Genomic DNA, 17,372 nt, shown 5'->3' on the forward strand with positions numbered 1-17,372 from the left:
ACATGTAGAGCCGAAGGCAATGGCTCCTGCCATTGCCTTCGGCTCCACAGGAAGTGCATGCGGCATCCGGGCCGCATCGTGTGTGTCAGTCCAGATCGATCAATCGACCGCCCACCACGACCTGCTGCAGGCGCAGCTCGGCATCGAGCACCACCAGGTCGGCACGGGCGTCAGGCGCAATGCGGCCGCGATCGTCCATGCCGAGGTAGTCGGCGGGGAAGGTGGAAACGCGCCGGGACGCATCGGCCAGCTCCAGCCCCACCTGCACCAGGTTGCGCAGTGCCTGGTCCATGGTCAGCGCGCTGCCGGCCAGCGAGCCGGTGGCCAGGCGTACACAGCCGCCACACTTGTGCACGCGCTGTTCGCCCAGTGCGTATTCGCCGTCGGGCATGCCGGTGGCGGCAGTCGCGTCGGTCACCGCGTACAGGCGTGGAATCGCGCGCGCGGCCAGGCGGATCACACCCGGGTGGATGTGCTGCAGGTCGGGAATGATTTCGGCGTACTGCGCATGTGCCAGCGCAGCAGCGGCGATGCCCGGGCGATAGTGGTCGACGCCGGTCATGCCGTTGAACAGATGGGTGAAGCCGGAGGCGCCGGCCTGCAGTGCGGCCACGCCTTCCTCGTAGGTGCCGGCACTGTGGCCGAGCTGCACGCGGATGCCGAGTGCCGACAGCGCAGGAATCAGCGCGGTGTGCTCGCCGATCTCCGGCGCCAGCGTCATCACCTTGATCGGCGCCAGCGCGTGCAGCTGCTGCACCAGTGCGATGGTTGCCTCGAGGGTGCGGTTGGGCTGCGCGCCCAGGCGCTGCGGGCTGATGAACGGGCCCTCCAGATGCACGCCGGCAATGCACGCCGCATCGGCATCGGGTGTGGCCATCGTTGCGGCCACGCCCCGCAGCGCGTGCTCGATCTCCTCCAGGCCGGCGGTCATGGTGGTCGCCAGCAGGGTGGTGGTGCCGAAGCGCGCGTGGGTGCGGGCGATGGTGCGGGCGACGTCACCGCCCTGCATCAGGTCCACGCCGGCCGCGCCGTGCACGTGCAGATCGATGAATCCCGGCAGGATTACCGGCAGCTGCGGGTCGTCGCCACCACTGTGGTCATCCACCTGCAGCTGGCGCACGTGCGAATCGAAGTGGATCTGGCCGCGACGCCACCCCAGTGGGGTGAGGATGCGGCCGTGCAGGGTGCGGATCTCGGTCATGCGGGCGGCTCGGCGATGATCACTTCGATGCCCAGCCGCTGCAGCCCCTCGCGGGTTGCCTCGTCGATGCCGGCGTCGGTGATGATGGCGTGGATCTGATCGAGGCGTGCGATGCGGTGCAGGCTGACGCGGCCGAACTTGGAGGCGTCGGTAAGCACTACGATGCGCCGCGCACGTTCGACCATGCGGTGGTTGAGGCGGGCTTCGGCCTCGTCGTGCGTGGTCAGCCCGAACTGCAGGTCCAGCCCGTCCACGCCCAGGAACAGGGTGTCGAAGCTGTAGGAGTTGAGGCTGGCCTCGGCCTGGCTGCCCTGCAGCGACAGCGACTGCTGGCGCAGCAGGCCACCGGTCAGCAGCACGTTCACACCGGTGGCATTGGCCAGTTCCCAGGCGATGTTCAGGCCGTTGGTCATCACCGTCACATCGCGGTGCCCGCGCAGATGGCGGGCCAGGGTCATCGTGGTCGAGCCGGAGTCGATGATGATGTTGTCACCGGCCTGTACCAGGCGCGCGGCCGCCGTGCCGATGGAATCCTTCAGCGGCAGGTTCAGTGCATCTTTTTCGTGGATGTCCTGTTCCTGCGGCGGCGTGCGCACCAGGGTGGCGCCGCCATGGGTGCGCGTGGCCAGCCCCTGCGACTCGAAGTGGGTGAGATCGGCACGGATGGTCACCGCCGACACGCCGAAGCGCTCGACCAGATCGGCCACCTGCACCGAGCCGTGCTCGATCAGCAGCTGCAGAATCTGTTGCCGGCGGGAGCGGGTATTGCGCATGGCCATTCTCGGTTTCGCGGGGAAAGGTAGAGATTAGCCGTTCGCAAGAACGGTGGCAGGCGAACTTGCGTTCTGCTTGCGGGTTCCGGCCTGGTTGCCGCTGCAGGCGCGGGCGTACTCGCCCAGGCACAGGCCGACGCGATGCTGCACCAGCGCGCCTGGCGTATTGGCCAGGGTGCCTTCGCGCACGGCGCGGTACTGCTCCGGCAGGAACTGGCTGAGCAGCACCAGCGGTGGCGCATGCTGTTCCAGATTGGCAAACAGGGTCTGCACGGCCTGGGCCAGTGCGGGTTCGCCCCAGTAGTAGCGGCAGCGGTCGCTGAAGGAATAGCTGCGCAACAGGCGCAGGGTTGCCTCGTCGCCCTGGTAGTAGGACTGCCAGGATTTCGGATTGGCCAGCATCACCTCGTCCAGTACCTGCGGCAGGCGCGAGCACTGCGCGGCCGGCAACAGCTCGGCTTCGATCGCCGCCAATGCAAACAGCGCTTCGCGGTAGGCGAAGGTCGCCGCCGGGCCGACCTTGAGGATGGCGAAGTGGTCACGCACCAGCGCGTGCAGGCCACTCTCGCGCTGGTAATCGGTGGAGTGCGCCTCGAACACGATGCGTGGTTGCTGTTCCAGGAAATCGGCGAGCGCACCGGCAGCGGCCGCATCGTATTCGTGCACGCTGCTGTGGTCGAAATCCACGCCCGGCTGCACCACCATCGCGATCACACGCTGCCACGCATCGCGCAGCTGCGGCGTATCGAAGGCCTGCTGGTGGATGGCCAGGGTCTGCGCGGCCGCGGCCGGGGTGGTGACCTGCAGGCCGCCCGCCAGCGAGGCTTCGCCGCCGGGAATCGGCACTTCGGTACCGATGACGTACACCGGTGGCGGCAGGCCGTGTCCGGCGGCAGTGCGCTCGGCGATTTCGGCCAGCTCGGCCGACCGCGCAGCGACGATGGCGTCCGGCAACGGCACCGGGTCATCGGCGCAGGACATGCTGCAGTCCAGGTGGATCTTGTGGAAACCGGCAGCGACGTAGGCTTCGATCAGCACGCGCGCGTGGGTCATTGCTTCGGCGGCGGGGCGCCTCTGCCAGGCATTCGGACCAAGGTGGTCGCCGCCCAGGATCAGCCGTTCGCGCGGGAAGCCTTCCTCATCGGCCAGGCTGCCGACGTAATCGCGGTACTGCGGCGGGGTCATGCCGGTGTAACCGCCGAACTGGTCGACCTGGTTGGAGGTGGCCTCGATCAGCAGCACGGTGCCATGTGCCAGCGCCACGTGCATGGCTGCGCGCAGCACCTGCTCGTTGCTGCAGCAGACGCTGTACAGGCCGACGTTGGCGCCGGCGCGGTGGGAAGCAAGCAGGGTCTGCAACGGGGACATGGTCAAGCTCCGGACATCAGGAAAACGAGGGTTGGCAGGCGAGCAGGGCGGCACCGCGGGCGCCACCGGCATCGCCGAAGCGTGGCGGCACGATGGGCGGTACCTGCACGCCGTTGAACAGATGCGCGGCGATGGCCGCAGGCAACTGCTGGTACAGCGGTGCGTACTGCGAAAGACCACCGCCGAGCACGATCACGTGCGGGTCCAGGGCCAGCACCAGCGCAGCCAGGCTGTGACCGAGCAGGTCGCGGTGGATATCCAGTGCCTGGCGTGCACGTGCATCGCCGGCTTCGGCCAATGCGATCACCGCGCTGGCGTCGGCGGCAGTACCACCGAGGTGGCGTTCGATCATCGCCACGCCGCTGCCGGACACATAGCGCTCCACGCAGCCCTGCAGGCCACAGGCGCAGTCGATCAGGGGCAGGCCGTGGCGCTGCAGCAGGTGGCCGGGAACGCTCCAGTGGCCCCACTCGCCGGCCAGGCCGTTGAAGCCGGACAGCAGGCGGCCCTGCAGGCAGAAACCACCACCGGCACCGGTGCCGAGGATGGCGCCGAACATGCTGGGATAGCCGTCGGCAGCACCGCCGTGTGCTTCAGACAGGGCAAAGCACTGCAGGTCGTTGCCGAACTGCAGCGGACGCTGCAGGCGTGCCTGCAGGTCGGCCGCAACACTGTGGCCGGTCAGTGCGGGAACATTCGCGCTGAGCTGGCGGCCGCTGCGGCGGTCGCGCACGCCGGGCAGGGCGATGCCAATGGCGGCATCGGTGCGGCCGAGCGCCGCATCGGCCTCGGCCACCAGTTCCACCACCGCCTGCAGGAAACCGTCGTAGTCGCCCTGCGGGGTCGCGACGCGGCGGCGCCAGCTGACCTGCATCGCCGCATCGCAGGCCACCAGCTCGATCTTGGTGCCGCCGATGTCGATGCCGTAGCAGGCGTGGGCGATCAGCTCAGCCATGGTGGATGGTGACGCCCTTGACGACGCGGTTGACGGTGCCGTCCGGGAACGGGTTGTCCGGGGTCAGGCCGAGTGCGGCCGAACGCTGCAGCGCGTAAAGCTGCGCAAAGCCCAGCCACACCGGCGCCAGCCAGGGGTCGTCCAGGGCAGGAACGGTGAGGGTGTAGTCATCGTCGGCACCGATGTCGGCGTGCGGTCCCATCGACAGTACCTGGCCGGCCACGCCATCGCGGCGCAGTTCTTCCAGCAGGTCCTGTTCGTAGCGTCGTGCCAACGGCTGCACGCTGCGCAGCATCACCACCAGGGTGGACCCGTCCAGCGTGGACTTGGGACCGTGGCGGAAGCCGAGCGGGGTGTTGGCCAGCGCCAGCACGCGGCCGGCGGTCAGCTCCAGCACCTTCAGCGCCGCTTCGCGTGCCAGCGCTTCCAGCGGGCCGCTGGCGAGGTAGATCACCCGGTTGAAGGGGCGCTGTGCGAGCGCGGCAACCGGTGCATCCCATTGCGCCTGCCCTTCGCGGGCCAGGCCGGCCACCTGCTTCAGGCGCGCGATGCGGGCGTCCCAGGGTGAACGGTCGAACACGGTCAACGCCGCCAGCAGCATGCAGGTCAGGCTGCTGGTCATGGCGAAGGCGCGATCGCAGCTGGCCATCGGCATCAGCAGGGTGCAGGTGTCGGCGCGGCCGGCGCCACGGCGGGCCAGTTCGCCATCGGCATTGCAGGTGATATCGAGGAAGCGTGCGTCGTCCACGTCGCTGCGCACGCGGTCCACGGCGGCAACACTTTCCGGGCTGGACCCGCTGCGACCGAACGACACCAGCAGGGTGGGGCGATGGCGCTGCAGGTACAGGTCCGGGTGGGTCAGCAGGCTGGTGGTGTGCACCACGCGCACCTCGGCCGGCCACTGCGCGTTGATGGCGTCGGCCACCATTTCGGCAATGAAGCCGGAGCTGCCGGCGCCGGTGAACAGCACGCGCTGGTTGGGATCGTTGAGGCTGTCGCCGAGGAAGGCCTGCAGGCGGTCGCGGGCACGCGACAGATCCTGTGCAAGGACTTCCCACAGCGCAGGCTGCTGCGCGATTTCGGTAGCGGTATCGGCTCCGCCTCGGCGCTGCCAGGCGGACACATCGGAAAGCAGGGTGACGTCCATTCGGAGGTTCCAGTTGGGCCAGCGCACCATCTGCGTTTTCTTTCGAAATGTCAAATACCGAAAGTAAAAAGAAAGATATTGCTGTGTTGACTTTCCCTGCGGCGATGGCCGGTTGAAACGAAAGAATGCGCCGAATGCCGTATCGCACAATGCTTAACAGGGGCCTGCAAGCGGTTACACAAAGTATTGCAGCGCAACAACTTTCGTTTCATCTAAATATATCTTCCTTTTTCCTTTCAATTTGTTGACATCTTTCGAATCGCTGCCCTAGAGTCGGCCCAACCGCTTTCGAAACGCCCGGTGAACGGGTTGGGAGTACGTGTGGAAATCTGCGTTCGTCGCTCACCACTGCTGCTGGCCCTGTTGCCGGCCTTGATGCTGGCGACCACCACTGCCCAGGCTGCACCGGTTGGCAACCTGCGCTCGGTCAGTGCCAGCGCTGGCAGCGAGGGCGTGCAGGGCTGGGACCTGCAGACCGACAACGGCGCACGCATCCGCATCGAACTGCCGGCCGCCGACATCATCCGCGTACAGGCCGGCCGCAACGGCAAGCTGACCGGCGCCGGCGACAAGGCCGCGCCGATCGTGCTGCCGCAGCCGAAGGCCAACGTGCGTGCGCAGCTGGAAGAAGACGCGCAGGAAATCCGCGTGCGCACCGACGCACTGGTGCTGCATGTGCAACGGCAGCCGTTGCGCATGCGCCTGGAGCGGCTGGACAACGGCCAGCCCACCGCGTTGTGGCAGGAGCTGCAGCCGCTGGATCTGGATGCCGCGCAGAGCGTGCAGGTGTTGTCCTCGCAGGCCGACGAAGGCTACTACGGTGGCGGCCAGCAGAACGGCCGTTACCAGTTCAAGGGCCGCGAACTGGAAGTGTCCTATTCCGGCGGTTGGGAAGAGGGCGACCGCCCCAGCCCGGCCCCGATGCTGCTGAGCAGCCGCGGCTGGGGCATGCTGCGCAACACCTGGAGCGATGGCAGCTACGACCTGCGCGAGGCCGACCAGGCCACGCTGCTGCACCGCGAAGACCGCTTCGATGCGTACTACTTCGTCGGCGCCGACCTGCCGAAACTGATCGAACGCTACACCCAGCTGACCGGCCGCCCGAACATGGTCGCGCGCTGGGCGCTGTCCTACGGCGATGCCGATTGCTACAACGATGGTGACAACAGCAAGAAGCCCGGCACCGTACCCGAGGGCTGGAGCGATGGCCCGACCGGCACCACGCCGGATGTGATCGACAGCGTGGCCAAGCAGTACCGGGCCAATGACATGCCCGGTGGCTGGATCCTGCCCAATGACGGCTACGGCTGCGGTTACAAGCAGCTGCCGGAAACGGTGAAGGGCCTGGCCAACTACGGTTTCCGCACCGGCCTGTGGACCGAGAACGGCGTGGACAAGATCGCCTGGGAAGTGGGCAAGGCCGGCAGCCGCGTGCAGAAGCTGGACGTGGCCTGGACCGGCAAGGGCTACCAGTTCGCGATGGATGCCAACCGTCAGGCATTCAACGGCATCCTCGACAATTCCGATTCGCGCCCGTTCCTGTGGACGGTGATGGGCTGGGCCGGCATCCAGCGCTATGCGGTGGCCTGGACCGGCGACCAGAGCAGCAGCTGGGATTACATCCGCTGGCACGTGCCGACCCTGGTCGGGTCGGGCCTGTCCGGCATGGCCTATGCCAGCGGCGATGTCGATGCGATCTTCGGCGGCAGCGCCGAGACCTTCACCCGCGACCTGCAGTGGAAGGCGTTCACGCCGGTACTGATGGGCATGAGCGGCTGGTCGTCGAACGCGCGCAAGCATCCGTGGTGGTACGACGAGCCCTACCGCAGCATCAACCGCGACTACCTGAAGTTGAAGATGCGCCTGACCCCGTACATGTACGGGCTGGTGCACGAGGCCGCGCAGACCGGCGCGCCGCCGGTGCGTGGCCTGATGTGGGACAACCCGCGCGATCCGCACGCGCAGGATGAAACCTACAAGTACCAGTTCCTGCTCGGCCGCGACCTGCTGGTGGCGCCGGTGTACCGCAGCCAGGCCGCGAGCCGTGGCTGGCGCCGCGACATCCATCTGCCCGCGGGTGGCTGGATCGACTACTGGGATGGCCGCCGCGTGCAGGCCGCTGCCGACGGCCGCCAGCTGGACCGCCAGGTGGACCTGGCCACGCTGCCGGTGTTCGTGCGCGCCGGTGCGATCCTGCCGATGTATCCGTCGATGTTGTTCGACGGCGAAAAACCCCTCGATGAAGTGACGTTCGACCTGTATCCGCAGGGCGAATCGCAGTACACGCTGTACGAAGACGACGGCAACACCCGCCGCTACCAGCAGGGCGAGTCGAGCACGCAGCTGATCCGCGTGCAGGCACCGGCGCAGGGCAGTGGCCCGGTGCAGGTGCAGATCGACGCAGTGCAGGGAACCTACAAGGGCCAGCTGGCGCAGCGTCGTTACGGCCTGCGCGTGCTGAGCCGGCAGGCGCCACGTACGGTGCAGGCCGCAGGTCGCGCGCTGCCGGCCCTGGCCGATGCCGCTGCATTCAACAGCGCCAGCGAAGGCTGGTACTTCGACGCCGGTGAACGCCGCGGCACGCTGCATGTGCGCACCGCCAGCCAGGACATCCGCCAACCGCTGCAGCTGCAGCTGGACTTCGCAGTCGCCGCCGCTGCCGCCGACGATGCCTACCCGGCCGCGCCGGTGCTGGGCCGCGAACTGCCGGCCGACAGCCTGCTGGTGGTCAACCGGCCGGCCGAAGAGCCTGGCCATGCGCTGGAAAACGCCTTCGACGATGACCCGGGTACCTGGTTCCGCAGCGTGCGCAACCAGGCCGTGCGCACCGGTGCCCACGAATGGGTGATTGGATTCGGCGAACGCAGGATGATCGACGGCATCGAGATCGCGCCACGCAATGACAAGAACTGGAAGCATGGCCAGGTGCGCGACTACGAGGTGTACCTGGGCGACAGCAACGGCGAGTGGGGCGAGCCCATCGCCCGCGGCCACCTGCAGCTGAAGGAGGGCGTGCAGCGCATCGACTTCCCGGCCCATGCCGGCCGGCTGCTGCGCTTCCGCGTACTGAGCGTGCAGAACCCCGAAGGCGACGGCGCCAGCAGCACCGATCCGATGGTGACGGCGGCGCAGGGCGCTGCGCGTGCATTCGATGCGCTGCAGCCGCGCGACGTCGGCCCGATCGCGCTGTCCACCTTCCACATTCTCGAACACCAGGAACCGGAGCGTCCGGCCCGGCAGCGCTATCTCTCCGAGCTGCCGGTGCCGGCCGCGCTGGCCAGCCAGGTGCGTGCCGACAAGGCCTTCAGCGGCGATGCCGGCATGCGCATGAACGGCCTGCAGTTCCGCCGTGGCCTGGGTGTTGCTGCCAACAGCCGCATCGACCTGCGCCTGCAGGGTGGCTGGCGCCTGCTGCGCGCCGACCTGGGCGTGGACGATGCCTGCCGCAGCGCCGGCGGCCTGCAGTTCCAGGTCTGGGGTGACAACCGGCTGCTGTACGACAGCGGCCTGGTGAAGGCACCCGGCGTGGTCAAGCCGGAGCTGGACATCCGTGGCCTTTCCACCCTGAGCCTGCGCACGCTGGGTGCGCAGGGCAGCCAACCCGCCCAGGTCTGCGCCAACTGGGCCAACGCCGTGCTGATCGGCCAGGAGGGCGACACCGCCAGCTTCGTCGCCCCATGACCCCCTCGTAACACCGCTCCTCCCCCGCCCATTCCGACCACGGCTTTCGAGCCGTGGCCCGGGAGCGTTTTGCCCGCCAATCGCTTTCGTGCTGCCTTCCGCGCCGCCACCCCTGCCAGGAGAGAACCCCGATGTTGCCCGCACGCCACCACCGCCCCCCCTGTCGTTCCATCGCCCCGCTGTCGCTGGCCATCGCCGGCGTGCTGCTGTCGGTCGCCGCCCCCGCCTTCGCCCAGGACAGCAAGGACAAGGACAAGGCCACCGACCTGGCCCGCATCGAGGTCACCGGTTCCAACATCCGCCGCACCGACGTTGAAACCGCCTCGCCGGTACAGGTGATCAGCAAGCAGGACATCCAGAACATGGGTGCGCGCACGCTGCTGCAGGTGCTGGACAACCTGCCGGCCGCGCGGCCGGCGCAGCAGGATGCGCGCTCGCTGTTCACCGGTTCCGACGGCGCATCGCAGGCCAACCTGCGCGGCCTCGGCGCACAGGGCACGCTGGTGCTGCTGAATGGCCGTCGCCTGTCGTACTACGGCGCACCGGCGGGCTTCCAGACCCAGTTCGTCAACATCGATGCGATTCCGGCTGCGGCCATCGAGCGCATGGAAGTGCTGACCGACGGCGCTTCGGCCGTGTACGGCACCGACGCGGTGGCCGGCGTGATCAACGTGATCACCAAGCGCAACTTCCAGGGTGCGGAGATCAGCTTCAGCAATGACACCTCCTCGCGCATCGACTCCTACGGCGAGCGCCAAGCCAGCATCACCGCCGGCTTCGGCGACCTGACCGAAAACCGCTTCAACATCTACGGCGCAGTCAACATGTACCGCCGGGATGCGATTCCGCTGGCCGACTTCTATGACAAGCGCCCGGACCAGTACTACGTCAACAACCCCAACTACCTGAACAACCTGCGCCTGGGCGTGGGCAGCAAGCCGGGCCAGTTCAACCCGGGCAGCTACTTCGCCTTCGACCCGGTCACCGGCCGCCGCGTGCAGGAAGCCGCACCGGGTTGCCAGAACGTGCTGCAGGGTGAAGCGGCCGGCCCGCGTTGCGTCTGGGAAACCTGGATGAACAACGAGATCGATGCCGGCGCCAAGTCCGAGCGCAACACCGCCTACCTCAATGGCACCTTCCTGGTGGGCGACAGCACCGAGATCTTCGCCGAGGCGACCTACACCGACATCGACCTGCGCGCCAACGGCGGCACGCCGCGCAGCTACGGCACCACCACCGGCAACCCGACCAGCTGGTTCTCGCGCGATACCGGCACCAACGTCAACCAGTTCCTGTATCCGTTCCTGGGCCCGAACAACGAATACAACCATGCCAGCCCGGAACTGAAGGCGATGATGGGAGGTGTGGTCGGCCTGCAGTACCTGCTGCAGGATGCCGGCGCCAACTACTTCGGCCAGCGCAACACCGACAAGAGCTACCGCGTGCTGACCGGCGCGCGTGGCAACGTCGGTGACTGGAACTGGGAAACCGCGTTCGCCACCGCCGGCACCCACTCGACCACCTACCAGACCATCAACGTCAACGTGAAGGGCTTCGAGAAGGCCTTCGGTCCGTACAGCATCGATCCGGGTACCGGCCGGGTGATCATCTCCGACCACCCGGCGTACAAGTTCGGCGAAATCAGCGAAGCCAACGGTGCCCTGATCCGTGAGGCCTTCCCGACCTTCGACATCCAGTCGTGGACCCGCCTGCACACTCTGGACGGCAAGATCGAAGGGCCGCTGTTCCAGCTGCCGGCCGGTGAGATGCGCGCCGCCTTCGGCTTCAATGCCAGCCGCGAAACCTTCTATACCCCCGGCAACGCCGATGCGGCGGCGGGCCTGATCACCCAGCAGGGTGGTTCGTGGTTCGACGGTGCACGCAACACCTATGCGCTGTTCACCGAAACCGTTGCACCGATCACCGACAAGCTGGAGCTGGATGCCGCGCTGCGCGTGGACAAGTACCCCAACTTCAGTGCCAACGTCGCCCCGAAGATCGGCTTCAAGTACCAGGCCTTCGAGCAGCTGATGCTGCGCGGCACCTACTCCACCGGCTTCCGCGCCCCCAGCCTGGCCGAGTCCGGCAACGGCGGCGTGTTCGCCCAGCTGGGTGGCTACCGCGATGAAGTGCGCTGCGCCGAGACCAATGCGATTGCCAACCTGCTGCTGAAGTCTGCACGTGGCGGCGATGTCGACCTGGGCAAGAGCCTGCTGAACGTGGACTGCAGCCGCACCGTGGCCCGCATGACCCAGCCGAACAAGGACCTGAAGCCGGAGAAGGCCAAGATCACCACGCTCGGCTTCGTCTACGAGCCGGCCAGCTGGCTGTCGGTGTCGGCCGATTACTGGTTCATCTATCGCGACAACGAGATTGTTGCGCCGGACTACCGCCGCGCCGAGGACATCATCTCGTCCACCCGCTCGCCGATCACCGACAGCGACCGCGCCAACCTGGCCGCGCTGGCGGCGATGTGCGGCGATCCGGCCAGCGGCGTCAGCTGCCCGGGCGCGCTGCCCGGCTACAGCGTGGGCAACGTATCCAGCGTTGTGGGCCAGTACAAGAACCGTGGCAAGACCCTCATCGATGGCTTCGACATCGACGCCCGCAGCCGCTTCTCGCTGGGTGAGTGGGGCGGGCTGAACATCGGCCTGGCCGCCACCATCGCCAACCGCAACCGTTTCTACATGGACGAGCAGAACGGCTGGTACTACGGCGACGTGGTGGGTTACTACAACAACCCGCGCCTGCGTGCGACGCTGAACGCCGATTGGACCTACAAGCAGGTGACCACCAGCATGTTTGTCAACTATGTGGGCGGCACCAAGTGGGCCACCGACCAGATCGACGCAGAAAGCAACAACAAGGAAACCTGCACCGGCGGCTACCTGGCCCTGCAGGAAAGCAAGTGCGACGGTGCGCCGTCGTGGTGGACCGCCAACATGAGCGTCACCTGGCGCCCGGATGATGCCTGGAACCTGAGCTTCACCGTCAAGAACCTGTTCAACCGCCTGCCGTTCTACGATCCGAACAGCTTCCTGGGTGACTCCAGTGACTACGCCACCATCTTCGGTCGTGGTTACAGTGTGACCATCGGCTACCGGTTCAAGTAATTCCGTTTGCGTGAACTGGCGCACCGGCCAAGGCCGGTGCGCCTTCAAGAGGAGAGTGTTTGCCATGAAGCGTAGGGAATTCATCGCGGCCAGTGCCGCTGTTGCCGCCAGCAGCCTGCTGCCACAGACGCCTGCCTGGGCCCGTGGCCGCACGATCCGCCTGGCGGTGATCGGCACCGGCATGCGTGGCCTGGTGCTGCTGAAGGAGCTGGTGCGCCGCGACGACGTGGAGGTCGTTGCCCTGTGCGATATCGAGCCGATCATGCTCGGCCGCGCCGTGGAGATGGTGACCAAGGCTGGAAAGCCCGCGCCGAAGACCTACGGCCAGGATCGCGACACCCATGCCTGGAAGCGCCTGCTGGAACAGAAGGGCATCGATGGCGTGATCATCGCCACCCCATGGGAATACCACGCGCCGATGGCGATTGCCGCGATGCAGGCCGGCGTGGCGGTGGGCTGTGAAGTGGTGGCCGGTATTACCCTGCAGGACCATTGGGACGTACTGAAGACCCAGCTGAGCACCGGCACCCCGTACATGCTGCTGGAAAACGTCTGCTACCGCCGCGATGTGATGGCCGCGCTGCAGATGGTGCGGCAGGGCCTGTTCGGCGAACTGGTGCACCTGCAGGCCGGTTACCAGCACGACCTGCGCGGCGTGAAATTCAATTCCGGCGACCCGAAACAGCCCTACGACAGTGGCGTGGAGTTCGGGCCCAAGGGCTGGAGCGAAGCACGCTGGCGCACCGAGCATTCGGTGGAGCGCAATGGTGAGCTGTACCCCAGCCACGGCATCGGCCCGTGCGCGATGTACACCGGCATCAACCGTGGCAACCGCTTCACCCACATCAATGCATTCGCGACCAAGGCGCGCGGCCTGCACGAGTACACCGTGGCCAAGAGCGGCGGCACCACCCACCCGAGCACCAAGGTGAAGTTCAAGCTCGGCGACATCGTGACCACCACGCTGGCCTGCGAGAACGGCGAAACCATCCTGCTGCAGCACGACACCTCGTTGCCGCGCCCGTACTCGATGGGCTTCCGCGTGCAGGGCACCAAGGGCCTGTGGATGGATGTGAACCATTCGATCCACATCGAGGGCCGCAGCCCGCCGCACCAGTGGGAAGAGTTCAAGACCTACCAGGACCAGTACGAACATCCGCTGTGGAAGCAGAATGCCGACACCGCCGCGAGTGCCGGTCATGGCGGCATGGACTGGTTCGTGATCCACGCATTCGTGGAAGCGCTGAAGGCCAAGGCGCCGATGCCGATCGATATCTACGATGCGGTGACGTGGAGTGCGATTACGCCGTTGAGCGAGCAGTCGATCGCCAACAGTTTCCAGACGCTGGAATTCCCGGATTTCACTGCCGGTGCGTGGAAGCAGCGCAAGCCTATTTTTGCGTTTGATGGAAAGTACTGAGTTCTGAAACCCCTTCCATGCTGTAACGGTAGCGCCGGGCCATGCCCGGCGTTGCTGTTTGTGGAAGGCTGACTGGCCGACGCGGGTTGGGCTAGTCTGTGAGGCCTGTGGATCTGTAGCGAGCCGATGGGCATGAACTACAGCAATGACAATGATGAGGTCTGCGCCGTGCGTGCAGGGCCATGACCACCATCGATCCTCTACCAGCCGAACCGCTTTCCCGGCTCCGTGTCGACACGGGCTCTGGTGATGCGAGGCTGATCAGGCACGTACGTGGCCCGATCATCCGGGCTACGCCGGATTCCAGCCCATGATCCGGTTGGTCATTCTCATCCTGGCCGCGGGCCTGACCGCGTGCGCATCGTACCCGACCGCTGCCGTGCATTGGCCCCAGGTCGCGATCAGCTACATCGGCAGTGAAACCTTGGATGGCGTGGCCCAGGGCCGCTTTCAGATCACAACGGAGGGGCCGCAGTCACTGCGGTTGCCACTGGCCAACGTGGATCGCCAGCTGTATGCACACGCGGCAACGACCGATATCCGCAAGGAAAGCGGGGCGAACTGGCACCCCTTCAGTGCGGTTCTGGAGGAGGTCAAACCGCCCGTTGCGTATCTGGTAGTGGCACCCGGTGAAGTGGAGACCTTCCTGTACGACGGCACAGGCGCTTTCCTGCCCGGTGCCGTGCACCAAGGGCAGGAGTTGTCCATCGTCGTTCGCGATCTTCAGGCCTGTGTGCATCGCTCGTCGTCGTTCGCTCCTTATCGACGTTGATCTGCAAACGCAAGCGATCGGTGATGCGATGGAACCCGCCACGTTCAGCACGATCGGAACACAGTGGGTCTTTGCGTGTGCTGAAAAGGAGCAGACCGGCTGGTTCCATGTGTGGAGCAAGTAGCTCTGGTTTCACCTTCGTGGCACCACAGGTGCAGGCGGTGGCGACTGCGGGCGTTGCGGCCGCGTTGAAACACCAAAGCTGTTCCCCATCCGCTGCTGCGTAGCCGCACGGTGGGCCACGCCGAGCGCGGTTGGCGCCTGCCGCACCCGCTGCTCGGAAGCCGGCATCTCCGGCATGGGCTTGCGCGACGCGGGCGCCAGCCGTTCGCTCATGCATACGTAGTCCGGGATGCGCTCGCCGTTGACCTCCACCTCGATGCAGGCAGTGTCGGCCGGCGCAGGCGCAGCCTTTGCCGGGCCGCCCCACGCGTACGGCGGCAGCAGCAGAAAGACGCCTGTAACAAGCCAGCGCAGGAGATGCATGGGTGTCACCAGGTTGCAATGAAGCCGACCTAACGTGACCGGCTTGGCGTTGTGATGCTGGCGTGTCTTGCATGCAGTTTGATGACACCGGAGCGCAGGACGGGGGGCCGGCAATGCGGGCGGGAAGGCGTGATCGCTGCATCCGCAGTGTTGCCTGGCTGTTGTGCCTCGCGTGGATGCTGGCGCCGGCTCTGCTGGCTTGGGCCGGCACGGTTGCTGCGCCCGAGGCGTCTACCCACCTGTTCGACATTCCAGCCCAACCGTTGCCACAGGCGTTGCAGTTGTACGGGGAGACCACGGGGGTGGCGGTACTGATCGATGCCCGCATGCTGGGCGGCCTGCGCTCGACGGCAGTCAGTGGACGCCATGCGCCATTGCCGGCGCTGCAGATGCTGCTGCAGGGCACGGGCTTGACCCCTCGCTTTGTCGACGGTGGCGGGTTCACGCTGGTAGCGGGTGAGACCCCGGCGTCCAGTGGTGCAGGCCCGGCCAATGCCGGTACACCCTCTGCAACAGACCCCGCTGGGTCCCAGCGCCGAGCTGCGCGTGTCATCCAGCATTCACTGGAGACAGCACTGTGCGGCACGCGCTCAACCCGCCCGGGCGGCTACCGGGTGGTGCTGCAGCTGTGGATGGACCCCACCAAGCATCGGGTGAGCCGTGCCGAGGTGCGGGAAAGCAGCGGCGACCCACGCCGTGATGCCGCGATTGTCCGGCGGCTGAGTGACCTGGCAATGCCCGGGCTTCCGGCGGACCTGCCGCAGCCGGTGACGCTGCTGTTGCTGCCACATACAGCAGGCCGCACGCCACCCTGCAGGGCCGAGCGATGACGGCGCTGCGCGGGCTGTTCCTCGATCACTATGAAGCCTTCCGCAAGCGTCTGCGCCGCCGCTTGGGCTCGGACGACCTGGCGCTGGACGCGTTGCAGGAAACCTGGCTGCGCGTGGAACGGATGGGCAACATCGTGCCGCAGCGCAGCCCGGTGGCTTATCTGTTCCGCATGTCGATCAACGCCGCCAGCGACCAGCGACAGGCCCACGCACGGATGCTGACCGGCACCGAGCTGGATGCGCTGATGGACGAGACCGCCGACCACCTGGATCCGGCCACGGTGACGTTCGGCCAGGTGGAAATGGCGCAGCTGGAGCTGGCGCTGCGCGAGCTGCCCGAGCGCCAGCGCGCGATCCTGGTGGCCGCGCGCATCGAGCAGCTGCCGATCGAGACCATCGCCCTGCAGCATGGGGTATCGGCGCGGATGATCGGCAAGGAACTGAAGAAGGCCCTGCAGCACTGCGCGGGCCGGCTGGACCGGCCGTTGGTGCAGCGGTTCGGTCCTGGCGCCGGAAAACCGTCATGACTGATATGAAGACGAATATGGCCTCCCCACCGCCGGCGGACGTACAGCAGCAGGCCCAGGACTGGCTGCTGCGCCTGCACGGTGCGGCAGTGAGCGAAGCCGACGCCGATGCCTTCCGTAGATGGCGGGGGCTGGACCCGCGCCACGCGGCGGCATTCGCACGTGCGCATGCGCTGTGGAAGGCGCTGGGCCCGGCGCTGCAGGCGGTCGGCGCGCAGCCGCAACAGACGCCCACCGCCGACGCAGCGCAGCCGGTGGCGAGCCTGCCGGCAACGATCCACACCGACAGCCACGCCCGGCCACGCAGTCGCGCACGGATGGGGCGCAGGGCGTTCCTGGGTGGCGCGGTCGCGGCGGCAGCCGGCGGCTGCTGGCTGGTGGCCAGTTCGCCGCTGGGGTTGTGGCCAGAGCTGGGTGCATTGGGCGCCGATTACCGCACCGCCACCGGTGAGCGCCGCGAGCTGGAGATCCAGGGCGTGACGGTGGCGATGGGCACGCGTACCAGCCTGCGACGGTCCGTCGAGCACGCCCGCAGCCTGCAGTTGAGCCAGGGCGAGGCGCAGTTCGCACTGCCTGCGTGGGCACGGCGCAGCTTCGAGATCCAGGTGGAGGGCGCGCGGGTGACGCTGGACCCCGGGACGCGGGTGAACGTGCGTTGCGTGGGTGCGGATGTGCGTGTGACCTGCCTGGCCGGTGTGGCTGCGCTCGTTCATGGTGCGCGCACGCTGGCGCTGCAGCCGGGCTGGCAGGCACGGCTGGACAGTGACCGCATTGCCTCGGTGGGGCAGGTCCCTGCCGAGCGCGTCGACGCGTGGCGGCACGGCTGGCTGATGTTCGTCGACCAGCCTCTTTCGGAAGTGGTTGAAGAGATCAACCGCTACCGCACCGGCCGCATCGTCATCGCAGACAACGCGTTGTCGCAGCGCCGGGTGCAGGCGCGTATCTCATTGCAACGCATCGATACCTTCATCGACCTGGTGCGCGACGCCTATGGCGCACGCGTTGTCAGCATGCCCGGCGACGTGGTGTTGCTGGGCTGAGCATCCGCACCCTGCGGGCGCGCGATTCAAGCACGCGTGCATGACGTTGCGATGACATT

Annotated in this window: 13 protein-coding genes; 7 read left to right on the forward strand and 6 right to left on the reverse strand. The window is 66.9% G+C overall.

Going from position 1 to position 17,372, the window contains the following annotated elements; genetic code table 11:
• Positions 1 to 85: 85 nt before the first annotated feature.
• The 5 genes from nagA to ACVOLJ_RS02675 are packed head-to-tail and all read right to left on the reverse strand — an operon-like array spanning position 86 to position 5,444.
• Positions 86 to 1,201, reverse strand: a complete 1,116-nt coding sequence (nagA, locus tag ACVOLJ_RS02655) for an N-acetylglucosamine-6-phosphate deacetylase (protein ID WP_481563392.1) — start codon at positions 1,199 to 1,201, stop codon at positions 86 to 88.
• On the reverse strand, positions 1,198 to 1,974 hold the full coding sequence (locus tag ACVOLJ_RS02660; protein ID WP_481563393.1) for a DeoR family transcriptional regulator: 777 nt from the start codon (positions 1,972 to 1,974) through the stop codon (positions 1,198 to 1,200). Before ACVOLJ_RS02660 ends, nagA begins: the two co-directional genes overlap by 4 nt.
• A 33-nt stretch (positions 1,975 to 2,007) precedes the next feature.
• Positions 2,008 to 3,342: a D-tagatose-bisphosphate aldolase, class II, non-catalytic subunit gene (locus ACVOLJ_RS02665; protein WP_481563394.1), complete on the reverse strand. Its 1,335-nt coding sequence runs from the start codon at positions 3,340 to 3,342 to the stop codon at positions 2,008 to 2,010.
• A 16-nt stretch (positions 3,343 to 3,358) separates the two neighbouring features.
• On the reverse strand, positions 3,359 to 4,297 hold the full coding sequence (locus tag ACVOLJ_RS02670) for an ROK family protein (protein WP_475278674.1): 939 nt from the start codon (positions 4,295 to 4,297) through the stop codon (positions 3,359 to 3,361).
• The gene (locus ACVOLJ_RS02675; protein WP_481563395.1) at positions 4,290 to 5,444 is read right to left on the reverse strand and encodes an SIS domain-containing protein; all 1,155 of its coding nucleotides are present in this window, start codon (positions 5,442 to 5,444) and stop codon (positions 4,290 to 4,292) included. The genes ACVOLJ_RS02670 and ACVOLJ_RS02675 overlap by 8 nt, the downstream gene beginning before the upstream one ends.
• 321 nt (positions 5,445 to 5,765) lie before the next feature.
• Between ACVOLJ_RS02675 and ACVOLJ_RS02680 the strand changes: the two genes are divergently transcribed.
• The 4 genes from ACVOLJ_RS02680 to ACVOLJ_RS02695 all read left to right on the forward strand — a co-directional run bounded on the left by ACVOLJ_RS02680 (position 5,766) and on the right by ACVOLJ_RS02695 (position 14,430).
• Positions 5,766 to 9,125: a TIM-barrel domain-containing protein gene (locus ACVOLJ_RS02680; protein WP_481563437.1), complete on the forward strand. Its 3,360-nt coding sequence runs from the start codon at positions 5,766 to 5,768 to the stop codon at positions 9,123 to 9,125.
• 131 nt (positions 9,126 to 9,256) lie between these two features.
• Positions 9,257 to 12,238, forward strand: coding sequence for a TonB-dependent receptor domain-containing protein (locus ACVOLJ_RS02685; RefSeq protein ID WP_475278672.1), 2,982 nt, complete (start codon positions 9,257 to 9,259; stop codon positions 12,236 to 12,238).
• A 64-nt stretch (positions 12,239 to 12,302) separates the two neighbouring features.
• A complete protein-coding gene (locus tag ACVOLJ_RS02690; RefSeq protein WP_481563396.1) occupies positions 12,303 to 13,658 on the forward strand; it encodes a Gfo/Idh/MocA family protein in 1,356 nt (451 codons plus the stop codon).
• 310 nt (positions 13,659 to 13,968) lie between these two features.
• Positions 13,969 to 14,430: an adhesin gene (locus ACVOLJ_RS02695; RefSeq protein ID WP_481563397.1), complete on the forward strand. Its 462-nt coding sequence runs from the start codon at positions 13,969 to 13,971 to the stop codon at positions 14,428 to 14,430.
• 132 nt (positions 14,431 to 14,562) lie between these two features.
• Here ACVOLJ_RS02695 and ACVOLJ_RS02700 read toward each other — a convergent pair whose 3' ends face one another.
• Positions 14,563 to 14,916 (reverse strand): hypothetical protein, encoded by a 354-nt coding sequence (locus tag ACVOLJ_RS02700; RefSeq protein ID WP_481563398.1) that lies wholly within the window; start codon positions 14,914 to 14,916, stop codon positions 14,563 to 14,565.
• A 176-nt stretch (positions 14,917 to 15,092) separates the two neighbouring features.
• Between ACVOLJ_RS02700 and ACVOLJ_RS02705 the strand changes: the two genes are divergently transcribed.
• From ACVOLJ_RS02705 to ACVOLJ_RS02715, 3 genes are read left to right on the forward strand one after another with little or no spacing between them, the layout of a single operon-like run.
• Positions 15,093 to 15,746: an STN domain-containing protein gene (locus ACVOLJ_RS02705; RefSeq protein ID WP_481563399.1), complete on the forward strand. Its 654-nt coding sequence runs from the start codon at positions 15,093 to 15,095 to the stop codon at positions 15,744 to 15,746.
• Positions 15,743 to 16,273 (forward strand): RNA polymerase sigma factor, encoded by a 531-nt coding sequence (locus tag ACVOLJ_RS02710; protein ID WP_176022236.1) that lies wholly within the window; start codon positions 15,743 to 15,745, stop codon positions 16,271 to 16,273. The genes ACVOLJ_RS02705 and ACVOLJ_RS02710 overlap by 4 nt, the downstream gene beginning before the upstream one ends.
• On the forward strand, positions 16,270 to 17,313 hold the full coding sequence (locus ACVOLJ_RS02715; RefSeq protein ID WP_481563400.1) for a FecR family protein: 1,044 nt from the start codon (positions 16,270 to 16,272) through the stop codon (positions 17,311 to 17,313). Before ACVOLJ_RS02710 ends, ACVOLJ_RS02715 begins: the two co-directional genes overlap by 4 nt.
• Positions 17,314 to 17,372: the final 59 nt, after the last annotated feature.

Source organism: Stenotrophomonas sp. STEN046, from assembly GCF_056759755.1.